The organism is Rhodococcus sp. NPDC055112 (assembly GCF_053607505.1).
In genome coordinates this window covers 40,007-56,249 of sequence record NZ_JBSGTR010000033.1, presented here as the reverse complement: position 1 = coordinate 56,249, position 16,243 = coordinate 40,007, and the positions used below count along the sequence as shown (strand labels likewise).

The 16,243-nt window shown below is 69.2% G+C and carries 15 protein-coding genes; 2 read left to right on the top strand and 13 right to left on the bottom strand.

Features of this window, described 5'->3' with window-relative positions; all coding sequences use genetic code 11:
• Positions 1-52 precede the first annotated feature (52 nt).
• The 7 genes from ACWFRB_RS15770 to pafA form a co-directional block, all read right to left on the bottom strand.
• The gene (locus tag ACWFRB_RS15770) at positions 53-1,039 is read right to left on the bottom strand and encodes a DUF4333 domain-containing protein (protein WP_452642072.1); all 987 of its coding nucleotides are present in this window, start codon (positions 1,037-1,039) and stop codon (positions 53-55) included.
• A gap of 117 nt (positions 1,040-1,156) precedes the next feature.
• On the bottom strand, positions 1,157-3,856 hold the full coding sequence (locus ACWFRB_RS15765) for a DEAD/DEAH box helicase (protein WP_452642071.1): 2,700 nt from the start codon (positions 3,854-3,856) through the stop codon (positions 1,157-1,159).
• Between the two features lie 113 nt (positions 3,857-3,969).
• The gene (gene tatC, locus ACWFRB_RS15760) at positions 3,970-4,911 is read right to left on the bottom strand and encodes a twin-arginine translocase subunit TatC (RefSeq protein ID WP_452642070.1); all 942 of its coding nucleotides are present in this window, start codon (positions 4,909-4,911) and stop codon (positions 3,970-3,972) included.
• A 71-nt stretch (positions 4,912-4,982) separates the two neighbouring features.
• A complete protein-coding gene (tatA, locus tag ACWFRB_RS15755) occupies positions 4,983-5,246 on the bottom strand; it encodes a Sec-independent protein translocase subunit TatA (protein WP_452642069.1) in 264 nt (87 codons plus the stop codon).
• Between the two features lie 71 nt (positions 5,247-5,317).
• Complete coding sequence (locus ACWFRB_RS15750) at positions 5,318-6,292, bottom strand: helix-turn-helix transcriptional regulator (RefSeq protein ID WP_452642068.1); 975 nt, start codon at positions 6,290-6,292, stop codon at positions 5,318-5,320.
• A complete protein-coding gene (locus ACWFRB_RS15745) occupies positions 6,289-7,296 on the bottom strand; it encodes a helix-turn-helix transcriptional regulator (protein WP_452642067.1) in 1,008 nt (335 codons plus the stop codon). The genes ACWFRB_RS15750 and ACWFRB_RS15745 overlap by 4 nt, the downstream gene beginning before the upstream one ends.
• A gap of 40 nt (positions 7,297-7,336) precedes the next feature.
• Positions 7,337-8,695 carry a Pup--protein ligase gene (pafA, locus tag ACWFRB_RS15740; protein WP_027501390.1) on the bottom strand — a complete coding sequence of 453 codons (1,359 nt, stop codon included), beginning with the start codon at positions 8,693-8,695 and terminating at the stop codon, positions 7,337-7,339.
• An 87-nt stretch (positions 8,696-8,782) separates the two neighbouring features.
• Between pafA and ACWFRB_RS15735 the strand changes: the two genes are divergently transcribed.
• Positions 8,783-10,201: a phosphatase PAP2 family protein gene (locus ACWFRB_RS15735; RefSeq protein ID WP_452642066.1), complete on the top strand. Its 1,419-nt coding sequence runs from the start codon at positions 8,783-8,785 to the stop codon at positions 10,199-10,201.
• An 18-nt stretch (positions 10,202-10,219) separates the two neighbouring features.
• Here ACWFRB_RS15735 and prcA read toward each other — a convergent pair whose 3' ends face one another.
• The 5 genes from prcA to ACWFRB_RS15710 all read right to left on the bottom strand — a co-directional run bounded on the left by prcA (position 10,220) and on the right by ACWFRB_RS15710 (position 14,533).
• Entirely contained in the window at positions 10,220-11,032 is an 813-nt protein-coding gene (prcA, locus tag ACWFRB_RS15730) for a proteasome subunit alpha (protein ID WP_452642065.1), read from the bottom strand.
• Positions 11,029-11,907, bottom strand: coding sequence for a proteasome subunit beta (prcB, locus tag ACWFRB_RS15725; protein WP_452642064.1), 879 nt, complete (start codon positions 11,905-11,907; stop codon positions 11,029-11,031). Before prcB ends, prcA begins: the two co-directional genes overlap by 4 nt.
• A complete protein-coding gene (locus ACWFRB_RS15720; RefSeq protein WP_452642063.1) occupies positions 11,904-12,098 on the bottom strand; it encodes a ubiquitin-like protein Pup in 195 nt (64 codons plus the stop codon). Before ACWFRB_RS15720 ends, prcB begins: the two co-directional genes overlap by 4 nt.
• A 128-nt stretch (positions 12,099-12,226) precedes the next feature.
• A complete protein-coding gene (dop, locus tag ACWFRB_RS15715) occupies positions 12,227-13,726 on the bottom strand; it encodes a depupylase/deamidase Dop (protein WP_452642062.1) in 1,500 nt (499 codons plus the stop codon).
• Positions 13,727-13,807: 81 nt separating this feature from the next.
• On the bottom strand, positions 13,808-14,533 hold the full coding sequence (locus tag ACWFRB_RS15710; RefSeq protein ID WP_452642061.1) for a carbon-nitrogen hydrolase family protein: 726 nt from the start codon (positions 14,531-14,533) through the stop codon (positions 13,808-13,810).
• 180 nt (positions 14,534-14,713) lie between these two features.
• Here ACWFRB_RS15710 and ACWFRB_RS15705 point away from each other — a divergent pair, with 180 nt between their 5' ends.
• Positions 14,714-15,934: a DUF418 domain-containing protein gene (locus ACWFRB_RS15705; protein WP_452642060.1), complete on the top strand. Its 1,221-nt coding sequence runs from the start codon at positions 14,714-14,716 to the stop codon at positions 15,932-15,934.
• Here the strand turns inward: ACWFRB_RS15705 and ACWFRB_RS15700 are convergent.
• Positions 15,848-16,228 carry a nitroreductase family deazaflavin-dependent oxidoreductase gene (locus ACWFRB_RS15700; RefSeq protein WP_452642059.1) on the bottom strand — a complete coding sequence of 127 codons (381 nt, stop codon included), beginning with the start codon at positions 16,226-16,228 and terminating at the stop codon, positions 15,848-15,850. The genes ACWFRB_RS15705 and ACWFRB_RS15700 overlap by 87 nt on opposite strands.
• Positions 16,229-16,243 lie beyond the last annotated feature (15 nt).

The window sequence follows — 16,243 nt, the reverse complement described above, 5'->3', positions numbered from 1 at the left end:
CCCGACGCCCTGGGGGGTCGGGTGGACGGTCGGATAGACGGTCGGGAAAGACCTACTTGCTGGTCGGCCTGCTGACCTCGTAGGTGCCGGAGTCGTCGGTGAAGGTCACGGTCACCTGCTGCGGCTCACCGTCGACGGTGAGCTCGCAGGTGAAACTGTCGCCCTTGTCGACCTTCTGGTCGGCGGGGCAGGTCACGTCGTCGACGTTCTTGATCCCGTAGGAGCCCGTGAGCACCTGCTCGACGCCCCGCTCGGCCGCCGCCCGGTCCAACGTGTCGCCGCCGACGAACGCCATCCCGGCGATCGCGGCGATGACGCCGAGCACCACGATCGCGCCGACGCCGAGGGCGATCCACAGCGGGGCCTTCGACGAACCGCCTCCCGGCTGCCCGGCGACCGGTGCGCCCCACTGCGGCTGGCCGGGCTGGCCTGGCTGGTACCCGCCCTGCTGATACTGGCCGGGGTACTGCTGCTGCGGCGCGTTGTACGCCTGGAACTGTGGCTGGGCGCCGGTCTGCGGCTGTCCGGGCTGCTGTGCGCCCCAGGCCTGCTGGCTCCACTGCTGCTGGTCGCCCGCGGGCTGCGCCGGGTATTGCGGCTGTCCCGGGTACTGCTGCGGCTGGTACTGCGGCTGACCGGGATACGGCTGCTGCGGCGCTGAGTACGCGGGGTACTGCGGCTGGGCGCCGGTCTGCGGCTGTCCGGGCTGCTGTGCGCCCCAGGCCTGCTGGCTCCACTGCTGCTGGTCGCCCGCCGGCTGCGCCGGGTACTGCGGCTGTCCCGGATACTGCTGCGGCTGGTACTGCTGTCCCGGGTACGCCTGCTGCGCAGACGGATACGCCTGGGTCGGTTCTGCGCCGGCTTGTTGCGGCCACTGGAACTGCTGGGTCTGCTCGCTTCCCGGCTGTTCGCCGGCTGCCTCCTGCGGGTTGGCTCCGGGCGCGTCGGATTCGGCGGGTGACTGCTCACCGGCACCGGGCTGGTCCTCGCTTGATGCCCCGTGCTCGTCTGGCTGGCTGGGTCCGACCGGGCCACTCATCGTTGCCTCCCCTGAAGGTTGTGTTGAGGTACACCGTAGTCCCCCGCGGCCCGTCACCCCGAGGTCAAACGGCGCGGCTGTGCCAGAAGCCGTCGAATCCGATCACCTTCGACTTGCTCAGGCCGCATCGATGGCGACCACGCCCCGCCGGATGGCGTGCACCGCCTTGGTCGCGGCGGCGCGCACCTCACGGTCGGGAGCGGTCGACTGCACCTGGTCGAGGAGATCGATCACCTGCCTGCACCACCGGACGAAATCGCCTGCCGAGAGCGCCTGTCCGCGATCGCCCGCCGCGAGCAGCGCGTCCACCAACGGCTCCCCTCGCGCCCACTTGTAGATCGCCGAGACGAAGCCGAAGTCCGGTTCCCTGGTGAGCGGCAGCTTGTGCCGGACCTCGTCCGCGCGAATCTCACTCCACACCTGCAGCGTCCGGGCGAGCGCGTGCCGTGACGGTCCGGTCGGACCGCGGTCACCGGTGTCGCCGTCCGACCGCGACTCGTAGACCATCGTCGACACCACCCCCGCCAACTCGGCCGGTCCGAGTCCCTTCCACAGACCGCCCCGCAGGCATTCCGCGACCAGCAGGTCGCTCTCGGAGTAGATCCGGCTCAGCCGTTGCCCGTTCTCGGTGATCCCGTGTCCCTCCTGCTCGATGTACTCGCGTTCGGCCAGCAGCGCGACGATCCGGTCGAAGGTCCTGGCCAACGAGTTCGTCGTCGCCGCGACCTTCTGCCGCAGCGTCTCCGTCTCGCGGGCCAGCGAGTTGTACCGCTCCCCGATCCGGCTCAGCTGCTCCCGATCCGGCGCGGTGTGGCACGGGTGGGAACGCAACGCCCGCCGGAGCGTCGCCAGCTCACGGTCACTGGCCGCGGGCGACTTCCGCTTGCTGTACCGGCCCGGCGGCACGATCCCGGTACTGCGCAACGCCGAGGCGAGATCCCTTCGGCTGCGCGCGGTTCGGTGGTCGACGTGGCGGGGCAACCGCATGCTGCCCAGCGATCTGGCGGGTGCCGGGAAGTCGGCCGCGGAGATCCGGCCCGCCCACTTGTCCTCGGTGAGCACCAGCGGGCGAGGGTCGTTCGGGTCGGAATCGCTCTCCAGCACCACGGCAAGCCCGGACCGGCGGCCCACCGGGATCGCGATGACGTCGCCGCGGCGCAGGGCCGTCAGGGAGCTCACCGCGTCCTGTCTGCGATCCGTGTGGCCCTGCTTCTCCAGCTGCCGTTCGCGTGCGCGCACTCGCTCCCGGAGCTGGGCGTACTCGAAGAACTCGCCGTCGGCGCCGCCGAGCTGATCGCTGAGCTCCGCCAGCACGACCCTGTTGCGTTCGATCGTGCGGACGAGCCCGACCACCGACCGATCCGCCTGGAACTGCGCGAAGGACCGCTCCAGCAGCGAGCGCGATTCGGCCGCCCCCATCCGGTCGATGAGGTTGATCGACATGTTGTACGCAGGCCGGAACGAACTCCGCAGCGGGAAGGTGCGGGTGGAGGCAAGGCCGGCCACCTCGGTGGTCTCGATCCCGGGCTGCCAGAGCACGACGGCGTGGCCCTCGACGTCGATGCCGCGCCTGCCCGCCCGGCCGGTGAGCTGGGTGTACTCGCCGGGGGTGAGCTCGGCGTGGGTCTCACCGTTGTACTTGACCAGGCGCTCGAGCACGACGGTCCTGGCGGGCATGTTGATGCCGAGCGCCAGCGTCTCGGTCGCGAACACGGCCCGGACCAACCCGTTGACGAACAGCTCCTCGACGGTGTGACGGAACGCGGGCAGCATCCCGGCGTGGTGTGCGGCGATGCCCCGTTCGAGGGCCTCCCGCCATTCCCAGTAGCCGAGCACCTCGAGGTCGGCGCGCGGCAACTCCCCTGTGTGCTTGTCGATGATCGCGGTGATCGCCTCGACCTGCTCCTCGGTGGTCAGCCGCAGCCGCGACCGCAGGCACTGTGCGACCGCCGCATCGCAGCCCGCCCGGCTGAAGATGAAGGTGATCGCGGGCAGCAGGCCCTCCTCGTCGAGGCGCGCGATCACCTCGGGGCGGGCCAGCGGCCGGAAGTTGCCGTTCGAGCCGCCACGGTCCCCGCGCCCGCGGCCGCGCGGCTGCCACGAGTCGGACCGGTCCAGCGCCTGGCGCTGTTTGAGGTGCCGCACCAGCTCACGGTCGACGATCACCTTGGCGCCGCTGTCCGCCTTCTGTGCATCGTTGTCGAACAGGTCGAAGAGCCTTCGTCCCACCATGATGTGCTGCCACAGCGGCACCGGCCGAACCTCGTCGACGATGATCTCGGTGTCTCCGCGCACGGTCTCCATCCAGGCGCCGAACTCCTCGGCGTTGCTGACGGTCGCCGAGAGGCTCACGAGACGGACCTCCTCGGGCAGGTGCAGGATGACCTCCTCCCACACGGCGCCGCGGAACCGGTCCGCCAGGTAGTGCACCTCGTCCATCACCACGTGCGAGAGCCCACGCAGCACCGGTGAGTCCGCGTACAGCATGTTGCGCAGCACCTCGGTGGTCATCACGACCACCGGCGCCTCGGGGTTGATGCTCAGGTCACCGGTGAGCAGCCCGACGGAGGGCTTGCCGTACCGGTCGACCAGGTCGGCGTACTTCTGGTTGCTCAGCGCCTTGATCGGGGTGGTGTAGAAGCACTTTCGGCCCGAGGTGAGGGCGAGGTGCACCGCGAACTCCCCGATCACCGTCTTGCCCGCGCCCGTCGGCGCGCACACCAGCACCCCGTGTCCCGCCTCCAGCGCCCGGCAGGCTTCCTTCTGGAAGGGATCGAGCGGAAAGCTCAGCTGCGCCGCGAAGGTCTCGAGTTCCACACAGCCAGGTTAGCCAACGACACGCCCGGTCCGGCCAACGACGAACGGGCTGCCCCCGAACCGACCACCGAACGGCGGTCGTGGGGGCAGCCCGTTCGTCGGGTCTGGTTGCGTCAGAGGGTGTCGGACAGATCCTTCAGCGGTGTCGCACCGGAGATCGTCGACGCGTCGTCGAGCGGCGTCGCCCCGGAGATGGACGAGGCCTCGTCGTCGTCGAGAGCGCCCCAGCCCTCCTCCTGCTTGCGGGCCTTGCGCCTGTCGTTCAGTCGCGCGATCTGGATGGAGAACTCGACGAGGACGGTCAGCGCCGCCGCCAGCGCGAGCATCGAGAACGGGTCCTGACCGGGGGTGGCGATCGCGGCGAAGACGAACAGTCCCATGATGATGCCGCGCCGCCAGGCCTTGAGCTTGTCGTAGCTGAGCACGCCGACGGCATTGAGCGCCACGATCAGCAGCGGGATCTCGAAGCTGACACCGAAGATGATGATCAGATTGATCACGAAGCCGAAGTACTCGGAGCCGCTGAGCGCGGTCACCTGGACGTCGCCGCCGATGGTGAGCAGGAAGTGCAGCGCCTTCGAGACCACCACGTACGCGAGGACCGCGCCCGAGACGAACAGCGCCGCGCCACCCGCGACGAACCCGATCGCGTACCGGCGTTCCTTCGCGTACAGCCCGGGCGTGATGAACGCCCAGAGCTGATAGAGCCAGATCGGGCAGGCGAGCACGATGCCCGCCGTGAACGCCACCTTGAACCGGAGCATGAACTGTTCGAACGGTCCGGTGGCCAGCAGTCGGCAGGCACCGTCGCTGGTGAGCTCGGCGCGGTTTGCCTGCGGCAACGAACAGTACGGCCCGAGCATCAGGTCGCCGAGGCTCTGGATGCCGAAGATCTCGTGCGAGTACCAGTAGAAGCCGAACGCGGTGGTGATCAGCACCCCGAGAATCGACAGGAGCAACCTGGTCCGCAGCTCGTACAGGTGATCGGTCAGCGACATGCTGCCGTCTGGATTGACCCTGCGTTTGCTCCGCCGCGGGTCGAATGGGATGCGCACAGTGGGCCCTGGTTCTGGTCAGCAGTCGGCCCGGGGCGCGTGACGCAGCCCCGGGACCGTCGGAATCGGGACTAGGAAGTCCGGGGCTCGGTGTGAGTGACCGCGGACTGCGTCGGATCGGCGACCGGCGCCGCTGAGGGCAGCTCGGCGGGCGGGGCGGCGGGTGCCGGCGCGGCGGTGGGGGCACCGTCGTTCTGCATCTCCTTGACCTCGCTCTTGAAGATCCGCAGCGAACGACCCAGGCCGCGCGCGGCGTCGGGAAGCTTCTTCGAACCGAACAGGATGACGACGACAAGCGCCACAATGGCCCAGTGCCAGGGGCTCATGGCTCCCATTTTTACCTCCAGGTATCAGATGATTCGATGCTACCGGACCAGAGTGGCCAGGCCCCCGCGGAGAGTGCGGGTCAGTCAGCGGTCGAGGCCTCACCATAGGCGGCAAGGGCGGCCTCTGCACGATTTCGAACGGACGCCGCCAGATCGTCGGCGCCGAGCACACGCACCCCGGGACCGAACCCCACCATCAGCCGCGTCATCCAGTCCTGCGAGCCGTATCGCATCGACGCCTCGACCGAGCCGTCCGCGGCCACGGTGACGTCCGTCATCGGGTAGTAGTCCATGACCCAGGCGTGTTCGGGCGCGATCAGCAGCCGGGCCTGCGGCAGCGTCGGGTCGTCGTGGAACAGGTCCATCGAACTGCCGTCCTCGAGTGCCGCCTCGGGCGCGGCTGCGGGCTCTTCGAGCTCGGTTGCGGCGTCGATCCGGTCGAACCGGAACAGTCGGACTCCCCCGGCCTGCCTGCACCACGCCTGCAGGTAGCTGTGGTTGTCGACGAGGACGATGCGCACCGGGTCCACGATCCGCTGCGACACCGCGTCCCGCGACGCGGAGAAGTAGGTCAGCTCCAGTGCCATGCCCCGGCGCACCGCGGAGCGCACGGTCGCGGCGACCGGGTCCTCCGCCTGCTCGCGCTGATCGGCCACGCCGGTGACAGACCCGCCCGCGGCGACACCAGCAGCCGATTCGATCTTGGCGATCGCACCCTGCACGGCCGAGGGGTCCGCGGTGCCCGGCATCTCCACCAGCGAGCGCAGGGCCACCAGGAGCGCGGTAGCCTCCGTCGAGGTCAGCCGCAGCGGCCGGTCGATGCCTGCCGAGAAGGTCACCTCGATGCTCTCCTCAGAGAACGAGAGATCGATGAGGTCGCCGGGTCCGTACCCGGGCAGCCCACACATCCACAGCTGGTTCAGGTCGTCCATCAGCTGGGCGGTGCTGACTCCCAGCTCGGTGGCCGCCTCCTCGGCGCTCATCCCGGGATTGGCGATGAAGTACGGGACCATGTTCAGCAGCCGGGCGAGCCGGGACGAGAGCTTCTGACTCATCGGGTGGCCCGCCCCTCGCTCCCGGACGTCGACAGCGCCGATCGCAGCTTGTCCAGGACGTCCTCCTTCAGTTCCGCGGGCTCGAACACCAGCGCGTCCTCCCCATAGCCTGCGATCAGCCTGGCCACCCAGTCCCAGGACCGCACCGGGACCTCGAGCATCGTGCCCGGTATTCCCCTGACGGTCCGGTCCGAGGCCGCGCGGCCGAGCCTCCGTAGCTCCTGAGCGCGACCGTCCGCGACCCACACGGTGGCGATGCCGGTGACCCCGCCCGATCCGACGATCCGGTCCACGATCTGGCGCAGGTCGACACCGTCGGGTTTGTGCACCGAGTTCACCGGCCCGAACGCGGTGACGTCGTCGCCGATCCGGGACAACCGGAACGTGCGGGTGGCGTCCCGGTCGGTGTCGTGCCCGACGAGGTACCAGCGGCCGGCGTGGGTCACCACACCCCACGGCTGCACGGTTCGGGTGCGCAGCGGCTCGTTGCGGGCCGATCTGTGCTCGAAGCGGACGCTCTGTCCGGCGTCGACGGCAGCCAGCAACTTCTCCAGTGCGGGCTCGGAACCCCTCGACCTGGCAGGCAGGGCGGTGATGATCGCCGACGCGGAATCCTGGTCGACCACCACGCCTGCGGCGCGCAGCTTCAGCAGCGCGCCCTGGGCTGCGGAGCTCAGTTCAGGCGACTCCCAGAGCTGCACGGCGATCGCGACGGCGGCGGCCTCCTCGCTGCTCAGATCGATGTCCGGCAGCTCGTAGGCGTCCCGGTTGATCCGGTAGCCCTCCACCGTGCCGAAGCGGGAGGCCTGGCCGGTCTCGAGCGGCACCCCGAGATCGCGCAGCTCGTTCTTGTCCCGCTCGAACATCCGGCTGAAGGCCTCGTAGCTGGCCGATTCGTCGTAGCCCGCCACGCTGTGCCGGATCTTCTCGGCGGTCAGGAACTGCCGGGTTGAGAGCAGACAGATGACCAGGTTCATCAACCGCTCGACTTTGGTGATCGCCACGGCTCAGCAGCCTAGTGCCAGAACGGTGACCGCCCGGCACTCACATCGATGCGATGAGGCGTTCGACGCGCTCATCGACCGACCGGAACGGGTCCTTGCACAGCACCGTGCGCTGCGCCTGGTCGTTGAGCTTGAGGTGCACCCAGTCCACGGTGAAGTCCCGGCCGGCATCCTGGGCGGCCGAGATGAACTCGCCGCGCAGCTTGGCCCTTGTCGTCTGCGGCGGCGTGTTGACCGCCTCGTCGATCTGCTCGTCCTCGGTGACACGCTTGGCCAGTCCCTTGCGCTGCAGCAGGTCGAAGACGCCGCGGCCGCGCTTGATGTCGTGGTACGCGAGGTCGAGCTGCGCGATCTTCGGGTCGGAAAGCTCGAGGTTGTGCTTGTCCTGGTAGCGCTGGAACAGCTTGCGCTTGATCACCCAGTCGATCTCGGTGTCAACCTTCGCGAAGTCCTGGGACTCGACGGCGTCGAGGGTGCGGCCCCACAGCTCGACCACCTGGTCGACCTGTGGGTCGTGCTCCCTGGTCTTGAGATGCTCGACCGCGCGGGCGTAGTACTCGCGCTGGATGTCGAGCGCGCTGGCCTGGCGTCCTCCGGCCAGCCGGACGGGGCGCTTGCCCGTCATGTCGTGGCTGACCTCGCGGATCGCCCGGATCGGATTGTCGAGCGCGAAGTCGCGGAAGGAGACCCCGGCCTCGATCATCTCCAGAACCAGCGCCGCCGTGCCCACCTTGAGCATGGTGGTGGTCTCTGACATGTTCGAGTCGCCGACGATCACGTGCAGGCGCCGGTACTTCTCCGCGTCCGCGTGCGGCTCGTCGCGGGTGTTGATGATCGGCCGGGAGCGGGTGGTCGCCGACGAGACGCCCTCCCAGATGTGTTCCGCGCGCTGCGAGAGGCAGAACGTCGCCGCCTTGGGCGTCTGCAAGACCTTGCCCGCGCCACAGATCAGCTGGCGGGTGACCAGGAACGGCAGCAGCACGTCGGAGATCCGCGAGAACTCGCCCGCCCGCACCACGAGGAAGTTCTCGTGGCAGCCGTACGAGTTGCCCGCCGAGTCGGTGTTGTTCTTGAACAGGTAGATGTCCCCGCCGATGCCCTCCTCGGCGAGCCGCTCCTCCGCGTCGATCAGCAGATCCTCGAGCACCCGCTCGCCCGCCCGGTCGTGGGTGACCAGCTGCGCCAGGCTGTCGCACTCGGCGGTGGCGTACTCGGGGTGCGAGCCCACGTCGAGATAGAGGCGCGCGCCGTTGCGGAGGAAGACGTTGGAGCTGCGGCCCCAGGACACCACGCGACGGAACAGGTAGCGGGCCACCTCGTCGGGGCTCAGCCTCCTGTGGCCGTGAAAGGTGCACGTCACACCGAACTCGGTCTCAATGCCCATGATTCGTCGCTGCACACTTCGACAGTACAGCGCCGAGGCGCCCCTGGACCGGCTCACCGCATACATACCTCCGCGGTGTTTCGCGCCGTCTACTCTGAACTGATGACCACGTCGGAGCGGGTCTTGCCGATGGCGCCGCTCGCGTCAGACCGCGGCCTCAGGGCGCTCAGTCGGGCGGCCGATCACGGCGTGCTTTGGTTCGGGATCAGCGCTGGACTGTTCGCGATCGGCGGCCGCCCCAGGCGCGCGGCGGTGCGCGGACTGCTCGCGCTCGGAGGTTCGAGCGCGCTCACGAACGCCGTTCTCAAACCGTTACTCCCCCGCAGGCGTCCGCCCGTGGGATGGGTGGCGGCGCACCGGCAGGCGCGGCGGGTCCCGACCTCCTCGTCGTTCCCGTCCGGCCATTCGGCGTCCGCCGCGGCCTACGTGACCGGTGTTGCGCTCGAATCGCCCGCCACCGCCGCGCTGCTCGCTCCGGTTGCCGCCGCGGTCGCGTACTCCCGGGTCCACATCGGCGTGCACTGGCCGTCCGATGTGATCGTCGGTGCCGCCGTGGGAAGTGGCATGGCCCTGCTCACCCGCCGATGGTGGGCCGTGCGAACCGAGGAGCCTGCCACGCTTGGGCCGACGGTTGCGGCGCCCGAGATCCCGAACGGCGCCGGCTTGCTCGTCCTGGTAAACCCCGGATCGGGGGCGGCCGACGATGATCCGGCCGCCGAGCTGTCCGAGCTGCTGCCGGACGCGACGGTCGTCGAAGCGGATCCGGGCGGCGATCTCGAAGCCCAGCTCGACGCCGCGATCGCGCGGGTGCGGCCACGGGCGCTCGGCGTGTGCGGCGGTGACGGCACCGTGGTGGCAGCGGCGGCGGCCGCGATCCGCAACGATCTCGCGTTCGCTGTGTTCCCCGGTGGCACCCTCAACCACTTCGCAAGGGACGCAGGGGTGGAGGACATCGAGGCCACCCGGGCGGCAGCTGCCGAGGGCCAGGCGACTCGGCTGGACGTCGCCGAGGTGAGTGCGGACGGCCAGAGCCCGAGGTTGTTCGTCAACACCGCGAGCCTCGGTGGCTATCCGGACGCCGTCCGGATGCGTGAACGCTGGGAGCACCGGATGGGCAAGTGGCCTGCGGCCGCCGCCGCGATGGTCCGGGTCCTCGCGCGGGCACAACCCCTCGAGCTGTCCGTTGACGACCGCCGGATCGCGGTGTGGATGCTCTTCGTCGGCAACGGCCGCTACTCGCCTGCCGATCAGGTCCCGATGTCGCGGCCGGAGCTACACAACGGACTTCTCGACGTCCGCCTGCTGCGGGCCGACCGGCGCTGGTCACGGACCCGGCTGCTGTGGGCGGCCGCGACCGGCACCCTCGGCGGCTCGGCAGGGTACGAGCGCACCATGGTCGCCGACCTGGAGGTGCGGGTGCACGGTGAGGCCGTCTCGCTCGCCACCGACGGCGAGGTGGCAGGTAAGGGCAATCGGTTCCGGTTCACCAGTAGGCCGCTGGCGTTGCGGCTCTACCGGTGACGTGACCGGTAGAGCCGGTCAGGCCTTGTCGGTCCCGTTCTCGTCGGGACCGGTGCCCTCGCCGCTCTCAGGGGTGCTCTCGGGTTCCTTCTCCGAGTCCGACCCGCCGACCATGTTGGCGGGCAGCAACCCGGCCAGCGCCGCGCCGGTGATGCGCTTGAACGCCCGGCGCTGGCGGGTCTGGTCGAGGACAGCGACCTCGAGCGCCTCTACGCCGATCGCGCGGGGTTCGACCTCGCCGTTCCCCGGCACCGCCGTACCGACACGCAGCGCGTTCACCGCGACCTCGACCGCAGGCCCCAGCTCGAGGTCCGGCTGGTAGGACGCCTTGAGGGCGGTGCTGATCGGTTCGGTCGCGCCGCCCATCACCACGAACTGCTGCTCGTCGACGATCGATCCGTCGTAGGTGATGCGGTAGAGCTGCGCGTGCTGCGGCTGCTCGACGCGGCCCACCTCGGCGACGCAGATCTCCACCTCGTACGGCTTGGGCTGCTCGGTGAAGATGGTGCCGAGAGTCTGCGCGTAGGCGTTGGCCAGCGAGCGGCCGGTGACGTCGCGGCGGTCGTACGAGTAGCCGCGCATGTCGGCGTGCACGATGCCTGCCCGTCGCAGGTTCTCGAACTCGTTGTACTTGCCGACGGCCGCGAACCCGAGCCGGTCGTACAGCTCGCTCACCTTGTGGAGTGCGGTCGACGGGTTCTCCGCGACGAACAGCACACCGTGCGCGTAGGTCAGCACGATGACGCTGCGGCCCCTGGCGATTCCCTTGCGAGCCAGCTCCGAGCGATCCCGCATGATCTGCTCGGCGGAGGCGTAATACGGCAACGTCACGCGTTCTCACCCGCTTCCTCGGTGCGCTCGGTGATGACCGCCTTGGCGAGCGCGGACGTCCGTTCCTGGGGAACGGTGACGGCGCCTGCCGAGGTGATCACCACGGCGGTCGGGTAGATGCCCCGGCTGACGTCGGGCCCGCCGGTGGCGGAGTCGTCGTCCGCGGCGTCGTAGAGGGATTCGATGGCGGCCCGCAGGGCGCGCTCCTCGTCCGCCTTCGGATCGAACAGCTTCTTGAGGGCGGACTTCGCGAACAGCGATCCGGAACCGACCGCGTGGTACCCGGCCCGCTCCTCGTAGCGTCCGCCCACCACGTCGTAGGACACGATCCGGCCTGCCTTCTCGGGCGTGGCCGAGTCCAGGTCGAAGCCGATGAGCAGCGGCACAACGGCGAGTCCCTGCATCGCCGCGGGGAGGTTGCCGCGCACCATCGACGAGAGCCGGTTGGCCTTGCCGTCGAACGTCAGCGGAACGCCCTCGATCTTCTCGTAGTGCTCGAGTTCGACGGCAAACAACCGCACCAACTCGATCGCCACACCAGCGGTGCCCGCGATCCCGGCCGCCGAGAAGTCGTCGGTGACGTACACCTTCTCCACGTCCCGGCTGGCGATCAGGTTCCCCATCGTCGCCCTGCGATCACCGGCGATCAGCACGCCACCGGCAAAGGTCAGCGCGACGATCGTGGTGCCGTGCGGAGCGATGTCCGCCGCGTCCATCGAGTCACCCCTTCCGGCGCGCTGACGACCGAGGTCGATCCGGTTCTCCGGCAACAGTTCCGGCGCATGCTTGCGGAGGTGATCGGAGAACGAGGACAGCTGCGAACCGAAGTGCAGCCGCTCGCCCCCCGCCACGGACCGCTGGTGATCCGCCGTCACTGGCCGCCCTTTTGCACGTACGCGCGCACGAAGTCCTCGGCGTTCTCCTCGAGAACGTCGTCGATCTCGTCGAGGAGGTCGTCGGTGTCCTCGGCGAGCTTCTCCCGACGTTCCTGACCCGCGGCACCGTCGCCGACAGGGGCATCGTCGTCGTCGCCACCGCCACTGCGCTTGGTCTGCTCCTGCGCCATAGCCGCCGACCTCCTCTTAGCTCTTGCACAATTACCGGCACAACCAGTGTGCGCTCGTGCACGGACCCCTACCCTACCGAGTGCGACCCACCCTGAGGTGGTGGACGAGCGTGTCGCGTGCGCGCGTCTCAGCTGGTGAGCTGATCGACCAGGTCAGCGGCGGAATTCACCGACTCGAGCAGTTTGCCGACGTGTGCCTTGCTGCCGCGCAACGGCTCGAGGGTGGGAATGCGGACGAGGGAGTCGCCGCCCAGGTCGAAGATGACGGAGTCCCAACTGGCCGCGGCGATGTCGGCCCCGAACCTGCGCAGGCACTCGCCGCGGAAGTACGCCCTGGTGTCCGTGGGCGGGTTGCTGATCGCGTCCAGCACCTGCTGCTCGGTGACGAGCCGTTCCATCGAGCCGCGCGCGACCAGGCGGTTGTACAGCCCCTTGTCGAGGCGCACATCCGAGTACTGCAGGTCCAGCATGTGCAGCTTGGGCGCGGACCAGGACAGGCCTTCGCGCTGCCGGAAGCCCTCGAACAGCCGGAGCTTCGCGACCCAGTCCAACAGGTGCGCGCACTCCATCGGGTCCCGCTCGAGCATGTCGAGAACGGTGGCCCATTTGTCGAGCAGGTCCGCCACCCGCGGATCGTCGTTGCCCTGGCGTTCGGCGAACGCCGCGCACCGCTCGTGGTAGATCCGCTGCAGCGCAAGACCTGTCAGCTCACGCCCGTCCGCAAGCGCGACCGTCTGTCGCAGTGTCGGATCGTGGCTGATCAGGTGCACGGCGGTGACCGGGCGCGCGAGCTGCAGGTCGGACAGGTCAACGCCCGCCTCGATCAGGTCCAGGACCAGCGCGGTGGTGCCGACCTTGAGGTAGGTGGACCATTCCGCGAGGTTCGCGTCGCCGATGATCACGTGCAGGCGCCGGTACTTGTCGGCGTCGGCGTGCGGCTCGTCGCGGGTGTTGATGATGCCGCGCTTGAGGGTGGTCTCGAGCCCGACCTCGACCTCGATGTAGTCCGCGCGCTGGGACAGCTGGAACCCGGACTCGTCGCCGGACTGGCCGACGCCGACCCGCCCGGATCCGCAGATCACCTGCCGGGAGGCGAAGAACGGCGTCAGCCCGGCGATGATCGCCGAGAACGGGGTCTCCCTGGAGCAGAGGTAGTTCTCATGGGTCCCGTAGGACGCGCCCTTGCCGTCGACGTTGTTCTTGTACAGCTGGAGCCGAGGGGCACCGGGAACGCTGGACGCGTGCCGTGCGGCGGCCTCCATGACGCGCTCCCCCGCCTTGTCCCAGATGACGGCGTCCAGCGGATCGGTGCACTCGGGCGCGGAGTACTCGGGGTGCGCGTGATCGACGTACAGCCGGGCACCGTTGGTGAGGATCATGTTCGCCGCACCGACCTCGTCGGCATCGATGACCGGCGCCGGCCCGCTGAAGCGGCCGAGATCGAAACCGCGGGCGTCACGCAGCGGTGATTCCACCTCGTAGTCCCAGCGGGTGCGCTTGGCACGCGGCACACCGGCGGCCGCCGCGTAGGCCAGTACCGCTTGCGTCGAGGTCAGGATGGGGTTCGCGGTCGGTTCCGTCGGGGAGGAAATCCCGTACTCGACCTCGATACCGATGATGCGCTGCATGCCCACGAGCCTAGATCGTCGGCGCGCTCGATCTTTCGACCGTTCCCACTTGGCGGCGCCGTGGCGTGGATCAGGGCGGGGTCACAGCTCCACCGAGGCGACCGCTCCCGGATCGGATCCGAGCTGCCGCACCACGGTTCCCGCCGAATCCCAAACTCCCGAGCCGCCGCAGGTTCGCGCGAAACCACCCCCTGTTGGTCCGGCGAACCCAGCAAATGCGACCGGCAGGTCGTATGCCGTCGCGATCCTCCGCGCTCGGATATCGAGTTCGGCAAGATCGTCAGCCGCATGGACGAGACCCGCGACGTACAGATCGATGCCGAGGGCCACGGTTCGGTCGAGGTGATGATCGATTCTGGTGTCCCTGCACACCCCGATGCCCACCCTCAGGCCCCTCACCTCGAGACTCGCCGGGCCACGCCCGGGCTCGAAATGTCTTGACTCCACCTCGCCGAGGGACATCTTGACGTAGGCGACGGTGACTCCGTCGCCGGTCACGGCGAGCACCCCGATGCTCCGGCCTCCGCTGCCGGTGTGGACCGGAGCACCCGCCAAGGCGATGGCGCCCGTTCGCCGGCATGCCTCCCTCAGCGGGAGGAGGCGCGGGTCGTCTCGGGCGACGGCCTGCGCGTCCATCGCGTATCCGCTCAACGACATCTCCGGGAAGACCACGAGATCGGCGGCCGCCCGATCCATCGCCGCCGCGTGTGCGGCAACGTTGCCCGAGAGGTCCCCGAGCACGGTCCTCGGCTGCGCAACGGCGACCCGGACGCTCAGGCCTGCGCTCGGCCGGTGTCTACCACCCATCCTTGGATCAAAACACACCTGGACCGACCCGCGCCCCTCCCTCGAGGTGGTTCTAGATCGTTTGGTGTCAGACCGACGCCACTCCGGCCTAAACGCCGATAAGCTGCGTTATGACATTATTCCAGGAAGAGAAGCCGAAAGATCAGGGCTGAACCCCTTCCCCGCTACCCGAGCCTCGACGTGCTCCGTGGCATCGCGATCCTCGGAACGCTGGCAACCAACATCTGGATCTTCACCAACCCGGAGGGACTGGTCGGCTACCTGAACGGCACCGCGGCCGCGGCGGGAGGCTGGGAGTGGGTCGAGAAAGTGCTCCAGCAGCTCGCACAGGGCAAGTTCCTCGGGCTGCTCACGTTGATGTTCGGGATCGGGCTCGCCATCCAGCAGCGCTCCGCCCTCCGTGCGGGCAGGCCCTGGCCGGGGAAGTACCCGTGGCGGGCGGCGCTGCTGTTCGTTGACGGCCTCGTGCACTACCTGCTCGTCGTCGAGTTCGACGTCCTGATGGGGTACGCCGTCACCGGCCTGGTGGTCGCGTTCGTGCTGGCGAGCAGCGAACGCGCACAGCGCCGTTGGATGATCTGGGCGGCGGTGGTCCACCTTGTGCTGCTCACTCTCGGCACCCTCGCGTTCGCTGCGCAGCCGCCGCGCCCCGATCCCCCACCGCTCGACCCGAACCCGTACGCGGACGGGTCGTGGTGGGATCTCGTGCTCTTCCGGATCGACAACCTGGTGCTCTTCCGGATCGAGCCGGTCTTCATCTTCGCGCTGTCGATCGCGTTGTTCCTGCTCGGGGCCAGGCTGTTTCGGGCGGGGGTCCTGGCGCCTGCCGGTTCCGGAATCCGTCGTCGCCTGATGATCCTGGGACTCGGGATCGCGCTACCCCTCGACGTCGCGACGGGGATCCTCGGCGGCGACGCGGGCCTGCTGGTTGCCCGCTACGGGACCGCGCCGATCGTCTCGCTCGGGTTGCTCGCGCTGGTCGCCGAGTTCTATTGCCGCCGCCCTCGGGTCGGCTCGGTCGGGGTCAGGCTCGCCGATGTCGGGCGGATGGCGCTGAGCTGCTACATCCTCCAGAACCTGCTCGCGTCGGCGCTCTGCTACGGCTGGGGCCTCGGTCTGGCGGCCCGCTTCTCCCCCGACGCCCGGGTGCCCGCGACCGTCGCGATCTACGTCGGCGTCGCCGCGGCGGTGATCGCCGCCGCGCGCCTGTGGCTCCGCCGATTCGAGCGCGGCCCCGTCGAATGGCTGTGGCACCGAGGCTATCTCCTGCTGGCCGGCGAGGACCCCGTCAGAGGACCCAGCCCCGGGACGGCGTCAGCGGTCGATCCGGCATTGCAGGTAGGTGTCGGCACCGACCCGGCGGAGCACGAAGCGGACTCCGCGCGGCGCCCAGTCCGCTGACGGGTCGGTGACCAGCCGGGGATCGGTGAGGGACACCAGCCGACCGCGGGTCGTGATGTCGACATGCCCGGCCGCCAGCACGTTCCGCACCCAGTCGCTGTCCGGGCCGTAGGTCAATGCGAACCGGTATCCGTCGCCACGCCGGAACACATTGACTGGTGTCCGGTACAACCGTCCGGACCGACGTCCGCGGTGCAGCACGATGGCGCAGCCTGGCAACCAGCCGGCGACGATCCTGCTGACGCGATTGGTGACCACCTTGTTGAACTCGGCGAGCCTGCGAGGAAGGGGCACGCGGTCAGCCTATCG

Excerpts from the sequence above, each read along its gene's own strand:
- ACWFRB_RS15770 (WP_452642072.1), bottom strand. The coding sequence starts at position 1,039 with ATGAGTGGCCCGGTCGGACCCAGCCAGCCAGACGAGCACGGGGCATCA.
- tatA (WP_452642069.1), bottom strand. The coding sequence starts at position 5,246 with ATGGGAGCCATGAGCCCCTGGCACTGGGCCATTGTGGCGCTTGTCGTC.
- ACWFRB_RS15750 (WP_452642068.1), bottom strand. The coding sequence starts at position 6,292 with ATGAGTCAGAAGCTCTCGTCCCGGCTCGCCCGGCTGCTGAACATGGTC.
- ACWFRB_RS15735 (WP_452642066.1), top strand. The coding sequence starts at position 8,783 with ATGACCACGTCGGAGCGGGTCTTGCCGATGGCGCCGCTCGCGTCAGAC.
- ACWFRB_RS15720 (WP_452642063.1), bottom strand. The coding sequence starts at position 12,098 with ATGGCGCAGGAGCAGACCAAGCGCAGTGGCGGTGGCGACGACGACGAT.
- dop (WP_452642062.1), bottom strand. The coding sequence starts at position 13,726 with ATGCAGCGCATCATCGGTATCGAGGTCGAGTACGGGATTTCCTCCCCG.
- ACWFRB_RS15710 (WP_452642061.1), bottom strand. The coding sequence starts at position 14,533 with ATGGGTGGTAGACACCGGCCGAGCGCAGGCCTGAGCGTCCGGGTCGCC.